The 21,777-nt window shown below is 45.1% G+C and carries 19 protein-coding genes and 1 tRNA gene; 18 read left to right on the forward strand and 2 right to left on the reverse strand.

Annotated features, from left to right (window positions below):
* Positions 1–7 precede the first annotated feature (7 nt).
* From DN53_RS15965 to DN53_RS16035, 15 genes are all read left to right on the forward strand, one after another.
* Positions 8–1,180, forward strand: coding sequence for a heparan-alpha-glucosaminide N-acetyltransferase domain-containing protein (locus tag DN53_RS15965; protein WP_129655900.1), 1,173 nt, complete (start codon positions 8–10; stop codon positions 1,178–1,180).
* A gap of 10 nt (positions 1,181–1,190) precedes the next feature.
* A complete protein-coding gene (locus tag DN53_RS15970; RefSeq protein ID WP_129655902.1) occupies positions 1,191–2,273 on the forward strand; it encodes a family 20 glycosylhydrolase in 1,083 nt (360 codons plus the stop codon).
* Positions 2,274–2,452: 179 nt separating this feature from the next.
* Positions 2,453–4,135, forward strand: a complete 1,683-nt coding sequence (locus DN53_RS15975) for a PQQ-dependent sugar dehydrogenase (protein WP_242502190.1) — start codon at positions 2,453–2,455, stop codon at positions 4,133–4,135.
* Positions 4,136–4,161: 26 nt separating this feature from the next.
* Positions 4,162–5,175, forward strand: a complete 1,014-nt coding sequence (locus DN53_RS15980; RefSeq protein WP_207211133.1) for an SMP-30/gluconolactonase/LRE family protein — start codon at positions 4,162–4,164, stop codon at positions 5,173–5,175.
* Between the two features lie 17 nt (positions 5,176–5,192).
* Positions 5,193–6,440 carry an amidohydrolase/deacetylase family metallohydrolase gene (locus DN53_RS15985; RefSeq protein WP_129655906.1) on the forward strand — a complete coding sequence of 416 codons (1,248 nt, stop codon included), beginning with the start codon at positions 5,193–5,195 and terminating at the stop codon, positions 6,438–6,440.
* A 42-nt stretch (positions 6,441–6,482) separates the two neighbouring features.
* Complete coding sequence (locus DN53_RS15990) at positions 6,483–8,111, forward strand: aminotransferase class V-fold PLP-dependent enzyme (RefSeq protein ID WP_129655908.1); 1,629 nt, start codon at positions 6,483–6,485, stop codon at positions 8,109–8,111.
* A 64-nt stretch (positions 8,112–8,175) separates the two neighbouring features.
* The gene (locus tag DN53_RS15995; protein ID WP_129655910.1) at positions 8,176–8,658 is read left to right on the forward strand and encodes a RidA family protein; all 483 of its coding nucleotides are present in this window, start codon (positions 8,176–8,178) and stop codon (positions 8,656–8,658) included.
* A 40-nt stretch (positions 8,659–8,698) separates the two neighbouring features.
* Positions 8,699–9,619: an RraA family protein gene (locus DN53_RS16000; RefSeq protein WP_242502191.1), complete on the forward strand. Its 921-nt coding sequence runs from the start codon at positions 8,699–8,701 to the stop codon at positions 9,617–9,619.
* A gap of 26 nt (positions 9,620–9,645) precedes the next feature.
* Positions 9,646–10,140 carry a nuclear transport factor 2 family protein gene (locus DN53_RS16005; protein WP_129655912.1) on the forward strand — a complete coding sequence of 165 codons (495 nt, stop codon included), beginning with the start codon at positions 9,646–9,648 and terminating at the stop codon, positions 10,138–10,140.
* 60 nt (positions 10,141–10,200) lie between these two features.
* On the forward strand, positions 10,201–11,307 hold the full coding sequence (locus DN53_RS16010; protein ID WP_242502198.1) for a bile acid:sodium symporter family protein: 1,107 nt from the start codon (positions 10,201–10,203) through the stop codon (positions 11,305–11,307).
* A gap of 53 nt (positions 11,308–11,360) precedes the next feature.
* A complete protein-coding gene (locus DN53_RS16015; protein WP_129655914.1) occupies positions 11,361–12,407 on the forward strand; it encodes a sugar kinase in 1,047 nt (348 codons plus the stop codon).
* A gap of 31 nt (positions 12,408–12,438) precedes the next feature.
* The gene (locus DN53_RS16020) at positions 12,439–13,113 is read left to right on the forward strand and encodes a bifunctional 4-hydroxy-2-oxoglutarate aldolase/2-dehydro-3-deoxy-phosphogluconate aldolase (RefSeq protein ID WP_129655917.1); all 675 of its coding nucleotides are present in this window, start codon (positions 12,439–12,441) and stop codon (positions 13,111–13,113) included.
* 188 nt (positions 13,114–13,301) lie between these two features.
* A complete protein-coding gene (locus DN53_RS16025; protein WP_129655919.1) occupies positions 13,302–14,174 on the forward strand; it encodes a sugar phosphate isomerase/epimerase family protein in 873 nt (290 codons plus the stop codon).
* Positions 14,175–14,266: 92 nt separating this feature from the next.
* A tRNA-Arg gene (locus DN53_RS16030) sits at positions 14,267–14,343 on the forward strand.
* 246 nt (positions 14,344–14,589) lie between these two features.
* A complete protein-coding gene (locus DN53_RS16035) occupies positions 14,590–14,970 on the forward strand; it encodes a DUF2116 family Zn-ribbon domain-containing protein (RefSeq protein WP_129655921.1) in 381 nt (126 codons plus the stop codon).
* On the opposite strand, the gene DN53_RS16040 is transcribed toward DN53_RS16035, so the two are convergent.
* A complete protein-coding gene (locus tag DN53_RS16040) occupies positions 14,967–15,683 on the reverse strand; it encodes a UPF0758 domain-containing protein (RefSeq protein ID WP_129655923.1) in 717 nt (238 codons plus the stop codon). The two genes, DN53_RS16035 and DN53_RS16040, sit on opposite strands and share 4 nt — an antisense overlap.
* A 155-nt stretch (positions 15,684–15,838) precedes the next feature.
* On the opposite strand from DN53_RS16040, the gene DN53_RS16045 reads away from it, so the two are divergent.
* Positions 15,839–16,336, forward strand: a complete 498-nt coding sequence (locus tag DN53_RS16045; RefSeq protein WP_129655925.1) for a hypothetical protein — start codon at positions 15,839–15,841, stop codon at positions 16,334–16,336.
* On the opposite strand, the gene DN53_RS16050 is transcribed toward DN53_RS16045, so the two are convergent.
* A complete protein-coding gene (locus DN53_RS16050; RefSeq protein WP_129655927.1) occupies positions 16,333–16,941 on the reverse strand; it encodes an RNA polymerase sigma factor in 609 nt (202 codons plus the stop codon). The two genes, DN53_RS16045 and DN53_RS16050, sit on opposite strands and share 4 nt — an antisense overlap.
* A gap of 107 nt (positions 16,942–17,048) precedes the next feature.
* Here DN53_RS16050 and DN53_RS16055 point away from each other — a divergent pair, with 107 nt between their 5' ends.
* Positions 17,049–18,239 (forward strand): FecR family protein, encoded by a 1,191-nt coding sequence (locus DN53_RS16055; RefSeq protein ID WP_129655929.1) that lies wholly within the window; start codon positions 17,049–17,051, stop codon positions 18,237–18,239.
* 275 nt (positions 18,240–18,514) lie between these two features.
* Positions 18,515–21,748, forward strand: coding sequence for a SusC/RagA family TonB-linked outer membrane protein (locus DN53_RS16060; protein ID WP_242502199.1), 3,234 nt, complete (start codon positions 18,515–18,517; stop codon positions 21,746–21,748).
* Positions 21,749–21,777: the final 29 nt, after the last annotated feature.

Consider the following 21,777-nt stretch of genomic DNA (forward strand, 5'->3'; position numbering starts at 1 on the left):
AACTAATATGCGACTCAATTCAATAGACATTCTGAGGGCGTTGACCATGGTTTTTATGATATGGGTAAACGACTTTTGGACATTGGATAATGTTCCAAAATGGCTTTTGCATGCCAAGGCAAGTGAAGACTATTTGGGCTTTTCCGATATTATTTTTCCCTTGTTTCTTTTTATAGTGGGGCTTAGTATTCCTTTTGCGATCAAAAATCGCTTAAAGAAAGGGGACACGCGCACATCCATTGCAAAGCATATTTTGATAAGGTCGTTCTCCTTACTCTTCATAGGGGTCTTCATGGTGAACTACGAAACCGCATTTAGTGAAGGCATGATAATTGGAAAATATCTTTGGTGCATGCTGATGGCCTTTGCTGTATTTTTGGTATGGACCCATTACAAAAGAAGCCCAATTCCTAAAAAATGGCATCTTCCACTTCAGATTTTTGGGGTACTGATATTCTTGTTTTTGGCCTTGATTTATAAAGGAGGTGCAGACGGAGAGCATTGGATGCGGCCACAATGGTGGGGTATTTTGGGATTGATTGGGTGGGCCTATTTGGCCAATGCCCTTATCTTTTTGTATGCAAGGGGAAATTTTGCTGTAATGATTGCGGTTTGGATACTTTTCAATGTCCTTTCAGTGTTGGCGCAAACCGATTTTTCTTTGGAGTTGAATGGAGGGTTGAGATATTTTTCAACTGTTGTTGGTGGTACCATACCCGGGCTGACTTCTGCAGGGATTTTGGCTTCACTGATTTTTGAAAAATATGTCAAAACCAGTTTAAAACAGGTATATCTGATTCTCACAGTGTTGGGAATTATATGTCTTGTTTATGCATTGGGTACCCGGCCAATATGGGGAATCTCCAAGTTAAGGGCAACACCTTCATGGTTGGCAGTGTGCTCTGCCATGGGTTTTATCCTTTTTGCGGTTCTGCACTATATCGCAGATAAGAAGAAAATAACAAAATGGGCCAAGATCATTGCTCCGGCAGGAACGGCAACATTGACGTGCTATATGTTACCGTACATTATTTATCCATTACGGACATTTGTTGGCTTTACATTGCCAGATGTTCTGAATACTGGGGTAATCGGACTTTTGGGCTCCATGGTATTTGCACTGCTTGTGGTGGCGATTACGGGATGGTTGGAGAAAAAAGGAATTAAACTCAAGCTATAAAGATAGAATCATGGGAAGAAAAACAATAGTGCTGATTTTGCTGCTTGCCACGACTTTTGGTTTTGGGCAATCCCCATTTGCAGTGAGAGGTTTTTGTATAGCGGCCCCATCCAAGGATAAAGTAAACGATTTTGTAAAGTTCATTGAAAACGAACTGGCTCCCGGTGGAATCAACACCCTTGTGCTGAGGGTGGATTACAATTACGCCTATGAGTCCAGGCCGGAGCTTAGGGATGAGAATCCCTTGAGTAAGGAAGATGTCAAGAAATTGCTGGCGGTTAGTAGAAAACACAACATCAATTTGATTCCACAGGTAAATCTTTTGGGACATCAATCCTGGCATAGTGATTTGAGCAAACTTTTGGAGGCCTACCCAGATTTTGACGAGACCCCAAAGGTAAAGCTTCCGGAAAAATATGAGTGGCCCAATGCGGATAGGCTGTATTGCAAAAGCTATTGCCCGTTGCATCCCAAAGTACATGATGTTGTTTTTGATATAGTGGATGAGATTATGGAGGTTTTTGAAGCCAACGCTTTTCATGCCGGTATGGATGAAGTGTTTTATCTGGCGCATCCAGATTGTCCTCGATGTCAAGGAAAAGACCCTGCCATGCTTTTTGCAGGGGAAGTGAACAAAATAAGCGATCATTTACAGAGTAGTGGCAAGGAACTATGGATTTGGGGCGATCGTCTTATCGATGGTACCGATTCTGGAATAGGAATGTGGGAGGGAAGCTATAACAATACGGCGAGTGCAGTGGGGATGATTTCAAAATCTGTGGTCATTTGCGATTGGCATTACGAGAAGGCCATTCCCACACCTGCCTATTTTGCCATGAACGGATTGCAGGTGATTGCCTGTCCATGGCGTAGGCCCAATGTGGCCGAAGAGCAAGTGGAAATGATGAACTCCTTCAAACAAAATTCAACCCCTGAAATGGCTGGGAAATATTTGGGGGTAATGCATACAGTGTGGTCGTCCGCAGATTCTTTTATGGAGAATTATTACAGTGAAAAGCCGGATGAGGCCAGTGCAGGAGTGGTAAACACCCTAAAAGCAATGATTGCCGCAACACAAAAGATAAAAAACTAAACTTAAGTAAACTAAAACCAAACAATAGAGTAATACCCTTGACTAAAATGAGTAAATTTTTGAACCAAACTAGCCAACCAAACTTTAAATACGCTAACAAAAGGCGTGTTTTTGCGTATCCCTTACTTTGTGCGATCGCCGCAATTTTTCTTGTACAATGCGCCCCAAAGGACAGTGGATTGCCCCCCGGAGACCCGGACAATGCTGGTCTTTTTGTTCCGGATGGATTTGAGGTGGTGTCCGTTGTGGACAGCTTGAAAGGAAGGGCTAGGCACCTTACCGTAAATACCAATGGCGATATTTACGTAAAGTTAAGATTCCCAAATGATGAAGGAGGAAATGCTGCGCTTCGGGATACCGATAATGACGGTAAGGCCGATATCATTGAAACATTCGATGATTACATAGACCGCAGTAGTTACGGAACCGAAATGCGTATCCACAATGGATATCTATATTTCAGTTCGGTAACAAGGATTTATCGCCAAAAATTAACGGACCAGTTGGTACCCGATACTGAACTTGAATTGATCCTGACAGATAGGCAACCCCCAAGACAACATGATACCAAGCCAATCGCTTTTGATAAAGAAGGAAATTTGTACACGGTGTATGGAGCTCCTTCTGATGTATGTCAAGTGGACGATAGATCACCATTGTCCCCGGGAATGTTCCCTTGCCCCATACTGGAAGATAGAGCTGGGGTTTGGAAGTTTGATGCCAATAAGTTGAACCAGTTTCAGGAAGATGGAGAAAAATTCGCTACGGGTCTACGAAGCGTTGTGGGAATGGATTGGAACGATCAAGACAATAACCTATATGCCGTGGTGCACGGAAGGGATTACATGCACCCCACATGGCCAAATAAGTTTACGGCTTGGGAAGGTTCTGTATTGCCTTCGGAAGTATTTGTGAGACTTAAGGATGGAGACGATGCGGGATGGCCATACCATTACTATGACCAAATCAAAGGAGATTATTTCCTTAATCCCGAGTATGGCGGTGATGGCGAAAAACAAGGAGAGGATGTGGACAAATTGACCGACCCTGTTGTTGGTTTTCTTGGGCACTTTGCACCAAACGATATCATGTTCTATGAGGGAGATCAATTTCCAGAGCGATATAAGAATGGTGCCTTTATAGCCTTCCATGGTTCTACCAGTAGTGCCCCATACCCCCAAACAGGTTATTTTGTTGGATTTGTTCCTATGGAGAACGGAATTCCAACAGGACCTTGGGAAGTATTTGCTGATGGCTTTGCCGAACAGGAAATCATCAAGAACACCAGTGATGCAATGTACCGTCCTATGGGGCTGGCCGTTGGACCCGACGGTTCTTTGTATGTATCGGATTCCGAAAAAGGTAAGATTTGGAGAATCATGTACAAAGGGGATAAGGAGGAATTCGGTGAAGCTGAATTGGCTGGGATGGAAGAGCGCAAAAGAACGGCTTCCAACATTAAAACCCCGGTTGAGTTCGAAGACTTGGTGGTTAAGCCGAATGATGGCGAAGATAAGTATAGTGATGAAAATGTAGGCGAAGGAGGAAAGCTTTTCAACACCTATTGTTCCGTATGTCACCAACGAAATGGTTTGGGTAACGATCGTTTTCCACCTTTGGATGATGCAGAGTGGATTTTAGGAGACAAGACGCGTTTGATCAATGTGGTGCTTCAAGGCCTTCGCGGGGAAATATTTGTACACGAAAAGTCCTATAACAACGTAATGCCCAAGTTGGATAGACTTACAGATGAAGAGATTGCGGGTATATTGACCTATGTGCGTGGTAACTTTGGAAACAAAGGTTCAAAAATAACCCCAGAAGAGGTGGCTAAGGTGAGAAAGGCCAACGAAACACCGTAGGGATAACCAATTAAACCACTTTTTTTATGAAATCTGTATATCGTATAACAATGGCTATTAAGAATATGGGCGTTTGCAATCCCTTCCGTAACTTTAGGCTGATGACGGTATGTTTGGTGTTGCTATCCACAGCATGTAAGCAAAAATCAAACGGTCAGTCAGTATCCGAAGCACAGGAAAACAGTACTAAAGAAGAATCCACATTGTATCAGAGCAGCGTTTTTACAGAACCATCAGGTTTTACCGGAGGAATAGAAGGGCCTGCTGTTGACGCAAATGGCATCCTTTATGTGGTAAATTTTGAAAAGCAGGGTACCATTGGTCAAGTGGATGCTGTGGGGAATGCCTCGCTGTTTGTGACCCTTCCCGAAGGGAGTATTGGCAACGGTATCCGGTTTAACAGTGCCGGGGATATGTTCATTGCGGATTATACCATGCACAATGTGCTAAAAGTGGATATGGACACCAAGGAGATCAGTGTTTATGCCCACAATGACGAATTGAACCAACCGAATGATATCGCCATTATGGATAATGATATCATCTTTGCCAGCGACCCTGATTGGGCCAACTCAAAAGGACAGATTTGGAGAGTGAAAGAGGGGACCTTTACCTTGCTCGAAGGGGATATGGGAACCACCAACGGTATTGAAGTGAGCCCGGACAACAAAACACTTTATGTGAACGAATCCGTACAGCGAAACATATGGGCCTATGATCTTTCTCCGGAAGGGGAAATCAGCAACAAACGTTTGCTGACCAAATTTGAAGATTTTGGGATGGACGGTATGCGCACCGATGCGGATGGAAATTTATATGTGACCCGCCACGGAAAAGGTACCGTTGCCAAGATATCCACAACAACAGGGGAAATCCTTGAGGAGATTCCATTGACAGGTAAAAAAGCTTCCAATATTGCATTTGGCGGTGAAGAGGGAACCCAGGCATTCATTACCCTTCAGGATAATGGAAATGTGGAGACCTTCACTGTGGAGAGTCCAGGAAGGGCATTCCAAATGATCAAAGAAAGAAAAGAATAACATAATCTCATAATACAATGAAAATACATAAATTAAAGTACGCACTTATTGCTTTGGCAGTTTTGTTCTGTTCAAAGGCCGTTCAGGCACAGGAATATGATTTGGTGATCAAGAACGGAACGCTTATCGATGCCAAAAATGGCATAAACAAGAAAATGGATGTGGCCATTTCAGAAGGAAAAATCGCTGAGGTTTCCAGTAACATATCGGCCAAGAAGGGTAAAAAAGTTATCGATGCCCAAGACAAATTGGTCACTCCGGGACTTATTGACCTTCACGGACACGTTTTCTTCGGAACCGAAGAGAATTCAATGTACAGTGGAGGTTCCCACAGTGTGGCCCCTGATAACTTTACATTTAGAAGCGGTGTAACTACCGTTGTGGATGCCGGTAGTGCAGGATGGCGAAACTTTCAGGTTTTCAAGAAAAATGTCATTGATGAATCCAAGACCAGGGTATTGGCATTTTTGAACATTGTGGGCTCCGGTATGAAAGGTGGCGTGATCGAGCAGAACGTCAACGATATGGATCCAAAAATGACTGCCTTGACCGTTGGAAGATACAAGGAATTGGTAGGGGTAAAGTTGGCCCACTATTCAGGATTCGAATGGACCCCAACCGAAAGAGCTGTTGAAGCAGGAACCATGGCCGATGTACCGGTAATGATCGATTTTGGAGGAAGCAGACCCATGTTGTCCATAGAGACCCTGTTCATGGAAAAGTTGAGACCCGGGGATATCTTTACACATGCCTACGCCTCATTGGGTAGCAGGGAGCGAGTGGTTGATGACCAAGGAAAGGTGAAGCCTTTTGTTTTTGAAGCCCAAAAAAGAGGAATCGTTTTTGATGTAGGCCATGGTGGCGGAAGCTTTGCTTTTTCACAGGCAGTTCCTTCCATGCAGCAAGGTTTCAAGCCCAATTCCATCAGTACTGACCTGCACATTGGTAGTATGAATGGTGGTATGAAGGATATGACGAACATTATGTCCAAGTTTTTGAACATGGATATGCCGGTAGCGGAAATAATTGCCGTTTCCACATGGAACCCTGCCCAGTACATCAAGAGGACCGATTTGGGACATTTGAGTGTTGGTGCCATTGCCGATGTGGCTATTCTTAGCATTGAAAAAGGAGAATTTGGATTTGTGGACACAAAGAATGAAAAGATGATGGGAGATCAAAAGTTTCAGTGTGAGGTGACCCTAAAGGACGGTAGGGTAGTGTATGACCTTAACGGATTGTCCAGTAAAGAATGGGACAAATAAAAATGACCAAACTAAAACAAACTAATACGTAAAGACATGAGCATGAAACGAAGGGAAATAATCAAGCAATTAGGCGTTGTTCCTGTAGCGGGAAGCCTAATGGCCAGCCAATCAATGCTTGGCGGTACATTGGGAAGTGTTACAGGTCCATTGATGACCAAGTCATCCAAAGGCCCCAGCATTTATGAATCCTTGGGAATAGATACCATTATAAACTGTAGAGGAACTTTTACCATATTGGGAGGCTCTACGGAACGTCCAGAGGTGATAGAGGCCATAGAGGCTGCATCTGGGTACTTTGTACAATACGATGAGCTGGCCGAAGGTATTGGCCGTCGTTTGGCTGAAATTACCAAGGCAGATTGGGGAATGGTCTCTGCAGGATGTGCTGCAGGGATGAAACACGTTACTGCCGCCTGTGTAACCGGTGGTAACCCAGAAAAACTGATCAGGATACCCCATATTGATGATTTTGAAAAGAACGAGGTTATTATCCCAAGAAGTTCACGAAACTACTACGATCACGCTATCCGAAATATTGGGGTAAAAGTGATTACCGTGAATTCGGCAGAGGAAATACGGGAGGCCATCAACCCAAGAACGGCCATGATCTATATCATGACAGGGGATGACAATGAAACAGGAAAACCACTTTCGTTGGAAGTGATCAGCGAAATTGCCAAGCCAAAGAACATTCCAATCTTGGCCGATGCGGCTGCGGAAGATTTGAGCATTCCTTGTGTGCACTTGGAGCGTGGGGCCACAGTGGTTGCCTATAGTGGAGGAAAGGCCATTTGCGGACCACAGTGTGCCGGGTTGTTATTGGGAGACAAGGATCTTTTAATGGCAGCATGGCAGGCCAGCTCGCCACACCATGGACCGGGAAGGGACAACAAAGTAGGAAAAGAGGAGATGTTGGGAATGTTGGCCGCTGTTGAGGCTTGGACAACCAGAGATCATGATAAGGAATGGCAGACCTGGTTGGGTTGGATGGACGAGATTTCTTCCAAATTGACCAAAATTGATGGAATTACTCCTGAAGTGACTTTGCCCAAAGGTTTGAACAATAGGACCCCTAGATTGATTTTAAAATGGGATCCGGACAAACTTAACATCACTGGAGAGGAAGTGGCCGAGATCGTGGCCCGAACCAAACCAAGGATCGCCATTGGAGGTGGGAGCAGGGGTGACAGTAGTGCCATCACTATTACCCCTAGCCAAATGCGTCCAGGAAATGCAAAAGTGGTCGCGGATAGATTGTATGAGATACTTTCACAAGAGAGAGAGCCAATTTCAGATGAAATGGTATCTCCAAGCGAAGATATCTCAGGCCATTGGGAAGCCGATGTAAAATACTTTACCAGTAACAGTACCCATAAATTTTTCTTGGAGCAGGATGGTAACTGGATATCAGGTACGCATACCAGCGAAAACGGCAGTCAGGACATGATCGGTATGATCGAAGGGGACGAAGTGGTACTCCGAAGCAGTTTCAGGATTCCAGGAAATGGTATCAGTTTTTGGTTCACGGGTAAGATTTCCAATGGAGAGCTGAGCGGTTCCGTATTCCTTGGGGAATATTTAACAGCCAAGTTTTCTGCCAAAAAGGTATCTTACAGGCAAAATCGTAAAAAATTGAATGTACCGGGAGGCCCGCCCTTGGCTACCTAGTCTTTAAAATAATGTATATAATAGAAAAATAAACAAACCTTAAATCATTTTTAAACATTGTAATATGGAAAATCAAACATCAAGAAGATCATCATTCAAGCGAATTGGAGTAGGATTGGCAGCTCTATTTGGAGTTGGGGCAACAGCCGCTGCAAAAGCCATGACCGGAGGAGAAAAAGCTAAAAAAGAAATAGTTGGTGATATTGTGACCGACCAAGATGTTCCTTTGTTCTCTGGAGCTGTAAAACATGGAAACACTTTGTATATTGCAGGTAAAGGGGCACACGTTGAACCTTTCGAAATAAAAGCGCATACCAAAATTGTTTTGGACAACATCCAAAAGGAGTTGGAAAAGAACGGTTCCTCCATGGATAAAGTGCTAAAGGTGAATGTATATTTGGCAGACCTTAATGATTATCACGCCATGAACGAGGTGTACCGTGGTAGATTTGGAAACAATCCTCCTGTAAGAACTACTGTGGCTACGTACGGTGGTGTACCTGGAGATTCCTTGGTGGAGATTGACTGTATAGCTGCTTTGGACTAAACAAATAGTACAAACGATTAACTTAAATATGATGAAACATATGTTCAAACTGAACATTGCTATAGTATTTTTATTTTTTATCTCAATAGGTCTGAAGGGTCAGACAATCCCAAAAGAAGAATTGGTTTTCTTGACTTCGGAGTGGAAAGGCGAACGTTTTCCTGACGGACGTCCACGCATTCCGGATGATATTGTGGAGAGAGCCAAAAAAATTGGGATAGACGATGCTTGGACCGTTCTCAATAACGAAGGGTATACCAACCAATTCGAAGGGAATTGGAAAATGATCCATGACGATGTTGCCGTCGTAGGTCGTGCGCTAACGGCCATGTACATGCCAAGCCGACCCGATGTTGAAACCAACATCAAGGCACGTGGACATGCCGAGGGCAGAAAAGGGAATACCAATTCCTGGCCCATCGATATGCTTACCCAGGGAGATGTCTATGTTGCGGATGGCTTCGGTAAAATTGATGCCGGTACACTTATGGGTGCTACTTTGGCCACTTCAATTTTTAGCAAATCTGGCAACGGTGTGGTCTTCAACGGAAGTGCAAGGGATTTGGAAACCGTCAAAGAATTGCAAGGTTTCAATGCTTTTGTACGGGATTTCCATCCTTCTTTTTTGGAGGAAATGGTAACCATGGGACTTAATGTGCCTATCCGTATGGGTGCTGCCATAGTGCTTCCCGGTGATTTGGTGATCGCCAAACAGGAAGGTGTCCTTTTTGTACCGGCCCATTTGGCCGAACAAGTTGTGGCCACGGCAGAGTTTGTGGCCCTAAAGGATGTGTTCGGTTTTGAGATGATAAAAACCAAAAAATACACCACAGGTGAAATTGATAGCCAATGGACCGATAAAATCAAAAGTGATTTTATCACATGGCTAAAAGGAAAGCCTGAACTTGGTAAAATGACCAGGGAAGAACTGGACAAGGTCTTGAGTAAAAGGACCTGGTAGAGAAGATAAAAGACTAATAAACATTTATGACTGTAAAAAATAGTACGGCCATTGCCCTTTCGGCAATGGCCCTGTTGCTATCCCTAGCTTCCTGCGGGGATGCCCAACAGAAACAGGAAGAGACAATAACAGTGGTTGAATCCGCAGCCCCTGCGCCTAAAGTATCGGACGTGGAAGCTGTGGTTTTGGAATTTAACAAGGCATTGGAAAATCCAACCCGTGAGGTGCTGGAAAAGCTTTGCTCGGATAAAATGACCTATGGCCACTCCAGTGGATTGGTACAGGACAAAGAGACCTTTATCGATGATGTGCTCAATGGCCCTTTTGATTTTCAATCAGTGACCGGACCAGAGCAGACCATAACCCTATCGGGCAATACCGCAGTGGTGCGTAACATCTTTTTGGCCAGTGCCACCAAAGATGGCGAACCCTTGGAAATCAAGATAGGGAACATGCAGATCTATGAACTCTCCGAAAGTGGGGAATGGCAATTATTGGCCAGACAAGCCTTTAAATTATAGGCAAGCGTTCCTTAAGGGAACAACAACTGTACATAAGAATAACCAAAACAAACTTGACTTTTGAAAAAATTAAATAAACACTCAATTTCCTTGGGGATTTCCCTGCTTTTGCTGGTTATTGCCATAGGCATGGCCGCAACGGGTAATTTACCTAGTGCAGGTCTCGTGATCATTGGCATATTTGTTTTTTGTGCCTATGGTTTCAGTGGGTACGAATCTTTGAATGGCAATGTGTTCACGGCCTTGATATTTGCCGGGGTGACATTGGCTTTGTATTATCCCCAATATTTCACCTATATAGGTGACTTCAAGCTAACAGGATTGATCATCCCTTTGATCCAGATAATCATGTTTGGTATGGGAACCTCCATGAGCGTCAACGATTTTGTGGGAATCATTAAAACTCCAAAAGGGGTTTTGGTAGGGGTAACCGCCCAATTGGCCATTATGCCGGTTATGGGTTTCCTATTGGCTACCATTAGCGATTTTCCGCCTGAGATTGCCGCTGGTATTGTATTGATCGGTTGTTCACCCAGTGGGGTGGCATCCAATGTAATGGCCTATTTGGCCAAAGCAAATTTGGCGCTTTCCATTACCATTACGTCCATAGCTACGCTTTTGGCCCCATTTGTCACTCCTTTGTTGATGAAACTATTGGCAGGGGAATTCATCGAAATAGATGTATTGGGTATGATGTGGAGCATTGTTAAAATGATCATCTTGCCCATTGGGGCTGGTTTGTTGTTCAACAAACTAAGAGGCGATGGAGCCAAATGGTTGGATAAGGCCATGCCCATAATTTCCATGTTGGGTATAGGATTGATCATTGTGGTGATCACTGCTGCCGGAAGGGACAGTCTATTGGATATAGGTGGTGTGCTGATGCTATTGGTATTGGTGCATAACCTTTTTGGATATACCTTGGGCTATTGGTTCGCACGACTTGTGGGCATGTCCGAGAGGGATTCCAGAACCATATCCATAGAAGTGGGAATGCAGAATGGCGGACTGGCTTCGGGTATTGCAAACTCCTTGGGTAAAATTGCCACCATGGGACTTGCACCTGCCGTATTTGGTCCGTTAATGAACATCACGGGATCTATATTGGCCTCGTACTGGCACAAAAGACTTCCGGAAGGTGAAGAAGTTGAGGAAGATAAAGAGTAAGAAATCAGATTAAATTAAACAATAACAAACAAATAATACGATTAGTAGAAGGAATGAAAAGAGTTGTGACATTTGGTGAAATTATGCTGCGATTGGCCCCTGAAGGGTTTTTAAGGTTTTCGCAAGCAAGTAGTTTTGATGTGGTGTATGGTGGAGGAGAGTCCAATGTGGCCGTTTCCTTGGCCAATTATGGGGTTCCTGTGGATTTTGTGACACGGCTTCCCAAAAACGATATAGGGGAATGTGCCCTTATGGAGATGCGAAAAAGAGGCGTTGGCACCGAGCATATTGTGTTTGGTGGAGACCGTCTTGGGATTTACTTCTTGGAAACCGGAGCGGTGAGCAGGGGAAGTAAAGTGGTCTATGACCGTGCCCATTCGGCCATGGCCGAGATCACCAAAGGCATGGTGGATTGGGATGCTGTTTTTGAAGGAGCCGAATGGTTTCACTGGACAGGTATTACCCCCGCTATTTCCCAAGGAGCTGCCGATGCTTGTATTGAAGCCGTTAAAGCCGCAAAAAAATTGGGACTAACGGTTTCCACAGACCTTAACTACAGAGCAAAACTTTGGAAGTACTGTGACGATGCCAAACGTGAGGAAATCATGTCCGAACTGACCTCATACTGCGACATTGTATTGGGTAATGAGGAAGATGCCGAGAAGCACTTTGGAATCAAACCAGAAGGATTGGACATCACTACCCAGGGTGAACATGTAAAGGCCGAAGCCTTTTTGTCGGTTTGTAAGCAAATGATGGAGCGTTTCCCCAATGCCAAAAAAGTAATCACTACCCTAAGGGGATCAATATCTGCCTCGCACAACACGTGGGCAGGAGTTTTGTACGACGGAAAAACCATGTACAAATCCAGTGAGTATCAGATTACCCATATTGTGGACCGCGTAGGGGGTGGGGATTCGTTTATGGGAGGCCTTATTTATGGACTCCTTAAGTATCCTGAAGATGATCAGAACGCATTGGACTTTGCGGTAGCGGCTTCTTGCCTTAAACATACTATTAAAGGAGATGCGAACTTGGTAACCGTAGATGAAGTGGAAAAACTCATGGGAGGAGATGCTTCCGGACGAGTTGCCCGATAACAAGTATTATTTAGAATAGAAGAAGATATATATGGCAAGGTACAGTAGATTGGAAGTAGCACAGGTCATGCAGGAAACGGGTATGGTTCCGTTGTTCTATCACCCAGATGTGGAACTAGGGAAAAAAGTGCTCAAAGCCTGTTATGATGGAGGCGCACGTTTATTGGAATTCACGGCCCGTGGCGATTTTGCTTACGAGGTCTTTTCAGAACTCAACAAGTACGCTTTGGCCGAACTCCCGGGCATGATCATGGGAGTGGGGTCCATTACGGATGCGGCTGCAGCTTCACTTTTTATACAGATGGGGGCAAACTTTATTGTGACCCCATCGTTGCGAGAGGACATTGCAGTAACCTGTAACCGTAGAAAAATAATGTATTCGCCAGGCTGTGGCAGTCTAACGGAGATCAATCGGGCTGAAGAGCTTGGTGTGGAAATCATTAAACTGTTCCCGGGATCAACCTATGGCCCCGGCTTCGTGAAGGCCATAAAGGGACCACAACCATGGACCAGCATTATGCCTACCGGAGGGGTAAGCACGGAAACCGACAACCTGAAAGCATGGTTTGCCTCTGGGGTCACTTGCGTGGGCATGGGATCTCAACTGATCAGCAAACAAATTTTGGCGAACCAAGATTATGCCGGACTGGAAGCATTGGTCAGTGATACCTTAAAGAACATCAAGGAAATCCGGAGCGGACTCTGAATTTAGGGATAAGCTCACTATAAGTCTGTAAGGCCAATAGCAAAGAATTTTGTTATTGGCTTTCTTTTTGAATAACATTTAGCGTTTGAAAACATTGGGAACCCTGGGTAATCAACCGTAGTATTCAGGGGCAGGAATAATCCCAGGAAAACCCTATATTGAACAGAAATTAATCTATACATACAATGATGAAAACAGATTTAAAATCAGCCAAAGGTATTCTATCTACGTTTTTTGTGCTGTTTTTAGCGGTAACCGTAAATGCCCAAGAGAACTTTGGGGGGTTGGCCCTGTATACGGTCAGGGATAATATGGGAGATGATGCTAAAGCAACCTTGGAGAAAGTGGAAGAGGCAGGCTATGCCTACGTGGAGGCTGCTGGTTACAGCGATGGAAAGTACTACGGAATGGCCCCGGAGGATTTTAAGGCGTATTTAAATAGCTTGGGATTACAACCTGTAAGTACCCATCAGGCATCGGCTACTTTAGATAATATTGACACGGAACTGGCAGCTGCCAAAAAAGCTGGATTTGAGTACTTTGTCATTCCAGTGCCCCCAATGGGACTTTTTACCTATAACTCGGAGACCAAGAGTATGGGAATGAAAGGCTCTGTCTCCAATTTGGCAGAAATACTTACCCAAATGGGGAAAAAGTGCGAGGCCGTCGGACTAAAGTTGTTGTACCATAACCATGATTTTGAATACAAGAGAAATGAAGAGGGTATTGTGCCCATTGACTATCTTTTGGAGCATACAGACCCAAAATATGTAAACTTTCAAATGGACTTGTATTGGGTAACCAAGGCTGGTGCCGATCCCCTTGCGTATTTTGAAAAGTATCCAGGGCGATTTAAGGCGTGGCATGTCAAGGATATGGATGAAGAGGGAAAGTTTGCCCCCGTGGGTGAAGGTACCATCGATTTTAAACGGATTTTGGCTCAAAAAGAAGCTTCAGGGATGGTAAAATATTTTGTGGAGCAGGATAGGACTTGGGACCAAAAACCCATGGAAGTGATAAAGATAAGCCATGAAGGACTGAAAGAAATAGGCTTTCATTAGAGAATTGGCAGAAATGGGGGTAAAGGACATAAGAAATCAAAAAAATATTTTTTACAACCGAAGACATTAGTATCTTTGCACCCGCAAACTTAGGTCGCGTAGCTCAGCTGGATAGAGCATCTGCCTTCTAAGCAGACGGTCGAAGGTTCGAATCCTTCCGCGATCACCAGTATTCATAGGGCCTCCAAGGAATTGGAGGCTTTTTTCTTTTCAAAAACGCACACTTTACGCACACAAGCCTTAATTTTAACAATTTTTAACATATTTAAGTGATTTTTGGCCGATTTTCTATTGAATTCAACCTAGTGTTAATCCTGAGGACATTGCAAGGCTATTATTTCCAAAGAAAACGGTCCAAATGGAATGGACGGGACACAATTCTTGAAAATCCCTATTTTTGGTTGAAGGCATTTTTATGGAAAGGCATTGTCTATATTGCAACGAACCCATACAGGGACGCTCGGACAAAAAGTTCTGTGATGACAACTGCCGCAGTAGCTTTAACTACAACAAAAATGCAGGACATTCCCAATTGGTCCGCAAGATTGTGGGCATTTTGAAAAAAAACCGACAGATTATCAAGGAACTCAATTGGCGGAGTTCCGGGACCACCAAAGTAAAACGGGAGGAGCTTTTGATAAAGGGATTTGACTTCACTTATTATACCAATATATACCGAACCCGCGCCGGTGATGAATATGTTTTCTGTTTTGAGATGGGCTATCTCAAATTAGATGATGATACCATCTTACTGGTCCTCAAAGACAACCATCCGCTACAGGTAAACGAAACCTAGCGATAGGGAAGGCCCGGGAACAGATTTAAATCGGCAAAGCTGCAATGCGAAGTTTCGGAGACCATCAGAAAATCCATCAGATCTAAACCCAAGTGTTGGGAGGTGACCCGAAGCTGTTCATAAAACTCGATATCCTTGATAGTGGGCATGGCAGCCCTTTGGTTTACTTTCCTGATAAAAACCAACTTAGAGGCACTATGGTCCTGGATGGTATCGAGCAAGTCTCGTAGATTCGGGATATTGGGTCCATTGACATAGGCGACAAGCTCTATAAGACCAAGGAACCGTCGGTTGGAATTGGCCAAGAGGAACCAGGATGTGCTATCGCTCCGCCCATCGTTGTATTCCCTGAAGAGGCGTACACAATCTTCACTTCCGTTCAGGACAAACAGGGAATAATCTTCCTGTACCGGGAGTCCTTTGCGACGGTGCAGTTCAAAGGCAGCCTTGAGAGTCATGGCCTTTGCAGGACCTATTCCGTTGAAATGGTAGAGCTCATGGGCAGGTACCTGGGACAATCGTTCCAAATCCCCATTATAACGGTCTAGGATACGCTGGGCAAGCCCGACCGCAGATTCCCTTGGTGTACCAGATCCTATAAAAATGGCAAGCAGTTCCGCATTAGTCAGGGCATCAGCCCCGAAGAGCAGCATTTTTTCACGGGGCCGCTCGGTAAAGCCCCATTCCTTGATGGTAAATTTTTTTTGTGGCATGGTGTAGATGTTTTAGATAGGCTATTTTCCCATGAGCCAAATTGGGCAAAACACCATGGGAAGTAGGAAAATATTCGTATATATCCGATTTTCACCGGTTAGGAGAACTTTAAAGCAACCCATTCGAGACCTACACATCTTAGGGAAAAAGTCCCATGGAACCCATACGTTTTCAAAAGCTGTTCATTGTATCCCTTCTGCTCATAGCTGCATGTAATTCCGACGACAATTCCATTCCCGCTTTGCAGGAAAACATCTTTGTGGCCCAAAAGGATGAAAATCATTGGGAGGGAAGCACTGAACTACAGTTGACGGAGAACGATACGCTCGTATTCTTGGGCATTGGAAAAGGGCTCGACAATGGTGTGTTGATGGTAAAGACTAAATTTAAAGGAGTTGGGGCCTATACAGTGGAAAAGGAAAAGGCGCTTTATTATGATACCCTCGGCGGGGATGCAATCGTGGCACAATACACTCTACAAGAACCGGAAAAAGCCATTTTTGTGTTGGAGTCCCATAACGAATCCAACGGAACGGTGACCGGTAACTTTTCGCTCAAACTGTTTCCAAAGGCCCAGGGAGGAAAAAGCATCGAATATTTTCTGAAGATCACCGAAGGCAGGTTTCGAGGAACCCTTAAGGAATTTCCCTAATTGCCCTGCATCCTGCTTGGCAGACCGAACATAAAGAACAAAATCCCCTGTAGTTTTTCTCCCACCTTTTTGCGGATCTGGGCATAAGCACGGGTCATCTGGCTCTCCACCGTCTTGACCGAAAGGTTGAGATGTTCCGCGATCTCATTGTTGGTCAGTCCCTCCTTTTTGCTCAGCAAGAAGATTTCCCTGCACTTAGGGCTCAGGTCCTCGATTTCCCGTCGGACATGCTGGATCAAACGGTCCAGACTCGTTTCATCATCCTCCACAAGGGTGCTTATAGCGGTCATATACTCCTTTTCCAGGTTCAGGATGAACTTACGGTGCTTGTACTGGTCCAAGAACTCATTGTACACCGAGCGGTAGAGTAGGCTTCGGACGCTGGAATCAGTGCGAAGTCGATCCCGTTTTTTCCAAATACGGAGCATCACGTTCTGGACCATATCAGCGGCCAGATCATGGTCCTTGCACAGGCTATGGGCATAGAGACACAGTTTATGATGGTACCGATCCATCAAAAAAGCATAGGCAGCTTCCTCACCTTGCTGTAAATCGTACACCAAAATCGCCTCATTCCCATAATCTTTGTCGGATGTCCCTTGCATATACCTGGTTTTTGGGCTTTGGTTAGGTAAATATGAAAAAAAATTTTTAAAACCGTTAGGGGAGTTGGATTTGAGGTTCTTAGTAGCTTTAGTAAAATACATGTTCCATGACCTCCCAAATACGGCAAATCATCGTAAAATACCTAAACCAAGCAGCCTCATTCCAAGAACTGGACGAGTTGACACATTGGATCAAAGCACCGGGCCATACCGAGGAGTTCCAATCCTTTGTACGTACCCACTATGCCATTGACCATATCATGAAAGATTTTGACACCGAGCAGGAGAAAACAAAACTCCTAATCAACATCCGAGAAGCCGAACGGCAGAATAAGGTCAGAAGACTATGGACAAACGCAACGGCCGTGGCCGCTTCTATCCTAGTCATCGTGTCCCTTGGACTGTACATAGGTCAGAAAGCCAAAGCGCCAATTTACACACCACCTGTTATCGTGGACAATACAATACGGCCCGGTACGGACAAGGCCACCCTGACCCTGGAGGATGGCAGTACCGTAATCCTCGAAAAGGGCACGAATTACCAATCCGCAAATGCAAGAAGTAATGGGGAAGAAATCGTCTATGGTTCCAACCCAGCACCAAAAACAAAAAATGACGGACCAGCGACCAATACGTTGACCGTTCCAAGGGGAGGCCAATTCTTTCTGACCCTAGCGGATGGGACCAAGGTATGGCTCAATTCGGAATCCCAATTGAAATATCCCGTGGCCTTTAAAAATGGAGAACCAAGGGTCATTGAACTGGTCTACGGGGAAGGCTATTTTGACGTGTCGCCAAGTTCGGAAAACGAAGGTTCACAGTTTCAAGTTCACAACAAGTATCAAACCGTACAGGTACTGGGTACGGAGTTCAACATCAAGGCCTATACCGGCGAGACCCATATCTACACCACCTTGGTCGAAGGAAAGGTGGCCCTGTCCTATGATAGAAATACACCTGCCTCGCCGGCAGGCAGGCAAAACTTGTTGCCCGACCAACAGTTACAATACAATGTCCAAGACAAGACCATATCACTTAGCAAGGTAAACGTATCGGATGTAATTTCTTGGAAAGAAGGCGTGTTCAGTTTTGACTACACCCCGCTCGAAGATATCATGAAGGTATTGGAACGATGGTACGATATGCAAGTCGTCTTTGAAAACGACACTTTGCGAAAGGAACGCTTTATCGGCTCCATCAATAAAAAATATACCATCGAGGAAGTTTTATCCGCCCTGATGGAAACTAATATCATCCAGACCTACGAGATCCACCAAAACACGATTGTCTTAAAATGAAAAGTAAATAGTGACAACCCATAACCAAAAACTATAAACGAAAAACCAATAACAACTAAAACCAAAAGTATGAAACCAAAAACCTAGCACCGTAAGAAATAATTGCCTATACGGCAAGTGGAAAAAGGAGGAATATAGCCGGCACCTGGACAGTTCAGACTATACCCCCCTAACGTCATTATCAGTTAAATAACTAACAAGTAACACTCAAATTTATGGAAATTAATAAAAGAGATCCCCGCTATCATAAAATAGATGGGATATTAAAATGCATTATGCGGACATTAGTACTCTTATTTTGTGTAGCTACATTTGGCCTGACCCCCAAGGAAAGCATGTCCCAACGCATCATGATCGATGCCGACAAGACCGTATCAGTAGAGGAAGTCTTTCGGATCATTAAGTCGCAGACCAAGGAGTACATGTTCATCTACCATGAAGGACTATTGAAGGACCTTCCCAAAGTCGAATTGAAAAAAGGCAGCATACGCATGGACAAGCTCATCAACAAAAGCCTGTCCAAGGCCAACCTGAACGTTGTCGTGACCAAGAACAACACCATCTTGATCAAGGAACGGAAAAAGAGCGAACAACAACAGGTCAGCGGAACCGTCACCGACCTAGCGGGAACCCCCATACCCGGGGTTACTGTAATGGTAAAGGGAACAACTCTGGGCACGGCAACGGATTTCGACGGCAACTATCAAATTACTATTCCCAGCCCCGATCATGTATTGGTCTTTACCAGTGTTGGTTATGCCACCCAAGAAATAACCGTTGGAAACCAAACCATTGTCAACGTACAACTCAAGGAAGGTGTGCAAGAACTTGATGAGGTGGTTTTAAATGCAGGATACTACTCCGTGACCGAAAAGGAACGTACGGGAAGTATCGAGAAGGTGTCCAGTATGGAGATTGAAAAACAGCCCATTTCCAATCCTTTGGCTGCTTTGCAGGGAAGAATGCCCGGGGTCGAGGTCGTACAGACCTCTGGTATTGCAGGATCCGGTTTTTCCATTCAGATACGCGGAAGGAACAGTGTGCGGGATTTGGGCAATGAGCCCTTGTACATTGTTGATGGTGTCCCCTACGATTCCTCTTCCATAGGGGAGGAAGCGGCATCCGGAATTCTATTGGGACGGGGATTTAGTCCCTTGAACACGCTCAACCCCATGGATATAGAAAGTATCGAAGTCCTAAAGGATGCGGATGCGACCGCTATTTATGGGTCTCGGGGTGCCAATGGGGTGGTATTGATCACCACAAAGAAAACAGGGTTTAGCGGAACCCGGGTGAGCATCGGTCTGGAAAGTGGACTTGGGCGGGCCTCCCGTACCATGGATGTCTTGGATGCGGCCGAATATCGGTTGATGCGGACGGAAGCCTATGCCAATGATGGTATTGATCCCTTGCCATTTAATGCCTACGATATCAATGGGACATGGGACCCGGACAGGCGAACTAATTGGCAGCGGGAACTGTTCGGGAACACCTCCTATGTCAATAACCTGCAAGCCTCGATCACTGGAGGGGAAGGGCGTACCCGTTTTATGCTCAGTGGGAATTATCATGGTCAGACCAGTGTTTTTAAAGGGGATTACCGGAACGAGAAGATATCTGGGCTTGGGAAGGTAAGCTTTACCTCCAAGAACGATAGGCTTTCCCTGCAATGGTCCAATAATTTTACGTGGAACAATAATGACCTGCCCGCGAATGATATTACATTTTTGGCCATTAGCCTTGCGCCCAATGCACCTGAGCTATATAATTCTGATGGCAGCTTGAATTGGGAAAACTCCACTTGGAACAATCCCCTTTCTCGGCAACAGGGAACATTTCGCTACAATGCGACGACCATGGTCAGCAATGCATCATTGGATTATACCTTATGGGATGGGTTCAAGGCAAGGGTTAATCTTGGATATACGGAAAGCCATTTGAAGGAAATCCGCACCAACCCCTCCACCATCTTTGACCCGGCCTTTGGTATTGGCAGTGAGTCTTCTTCCGCGATTCACAATACCGGGAAGAGGACCTCATGGATCGTGGAGCCCCAATTGGAATATGGGCTTTCATTGGGAAATACCAGTGTTACGGTCTTGACCGGACTTTCCTTTCAAGATCGTAGAACAGCACGTTTGTCACAGTTGGCCCTTGGTTTCTCCAACAACAGTTTTATAGAGAACATATCGGCGGCCACTACCACCATTGGTTTGGCGGATGTAAACCAACAGTATCGGTATCAGGCTGTTTTTGGTCGGGTCAATGTGAACCACAAGGGAAAGTATGTGCTCAACCTCACGGGAAGAAGGGACGGCTCCAGTCGTTTTGGCCCTGAAAATCGATTTTCAAATTTTGGGGCTATTGGTGCCGCGTGGGTCTTTTCAGAGGAACCTTTTCTCAAGGAGTATGTTCCGTGGCTCAGTTTTGGAAAGATTAGGGCCAGTTTGGGAACCTCCGGAAACGATCAAATAGGGGACTACCAGTACTTGGACACCTATTCTTTTGGGATAGACCAATATCAGAGCAGCGTTGGAATCTTTCCCACTAGGCTTTTCAATCCCAATTTTAGTTGGGAATCCAATGAAAAGCGGGAAGTGGCCCTTGAATTGGGGATTTTGGGAGATCGAATCCGTCTGAATGCGGCTCACTATCGAAATACGTCCTCCAACCAATTGGTCGGCATCCCCCTTCCAGCAACCACAGGTTTCTCCAGTGTCAATGACAACTTGGACGCCATCGTTTTGAACGAGGGCTGGGAATTTGGCCTGAACGCCATGATTGCCCGTAGTGAAAAGTTTAGTTGGGAAGCCTCCTTTAACCTGACCATTCCCAAGACCCGATTGGAGTCTTTTCCCGATTTGGAAGGATCGACCTTTGCCAATCGTTTGAAAGTTGGTGAACCACTGAACATCGCCAAGGTGTACCAAGTCAATGGCGTTGACCCGGAAACGGGATTGTATGTATTCGAAGACTTTAACAATGACGGGGTCATTACCAGTGTGGATGATCGAGAGGCCATTGCACGTTTGGACCCCAAATACTTTGGCGGGTTCACCAGTCAATGGACCTATGGCAGATTGACCTTTGATGCCCTGTTCCAGTTTTCCAAACAACTGGGGCGGAATTTTTGGTCAACGGGAGGGGTGGCCCCAGGAGGATTGGCCAACCAGCCCAAGGAGGTGTTGGACAGATGGACTCCATCCGAAACGGATGCCGATATACAACGATTTACGGCGGGCCAGTCCCCAGAGGCCATACAGAGCTATCGGAACTATGTTTCCAGTGATGCTGGCATTTCAGATGCCTCCTTTCTTAGGTTAAAGACCGTGTCGCTGTCCTATAACCTGGTGGCCAAGAAGGACAAGGGCCTGGGATGTATGCTTTTTCTCAGGGGGCAGAACCTTTGGACATGGACCAACTATCTGGGGTTGGACCCAGAGACGCAGAACAGTGCAACAGTGCCCCCGCTGCGCATGGTCACTTTAGGAACACGTTTCACTTTTTAATCACACCACTATGACATCTATATATAAAA

It is taken from the genome of Flagellimonas olearia (genome assembly GCF_004150225.1).
Lineage (GTDB): Bacteria > Bacteroidota > Bacteroidia > Flavobacteriales > Flavobacteriaceae > Flagellimonas > Flagellimonas olearia.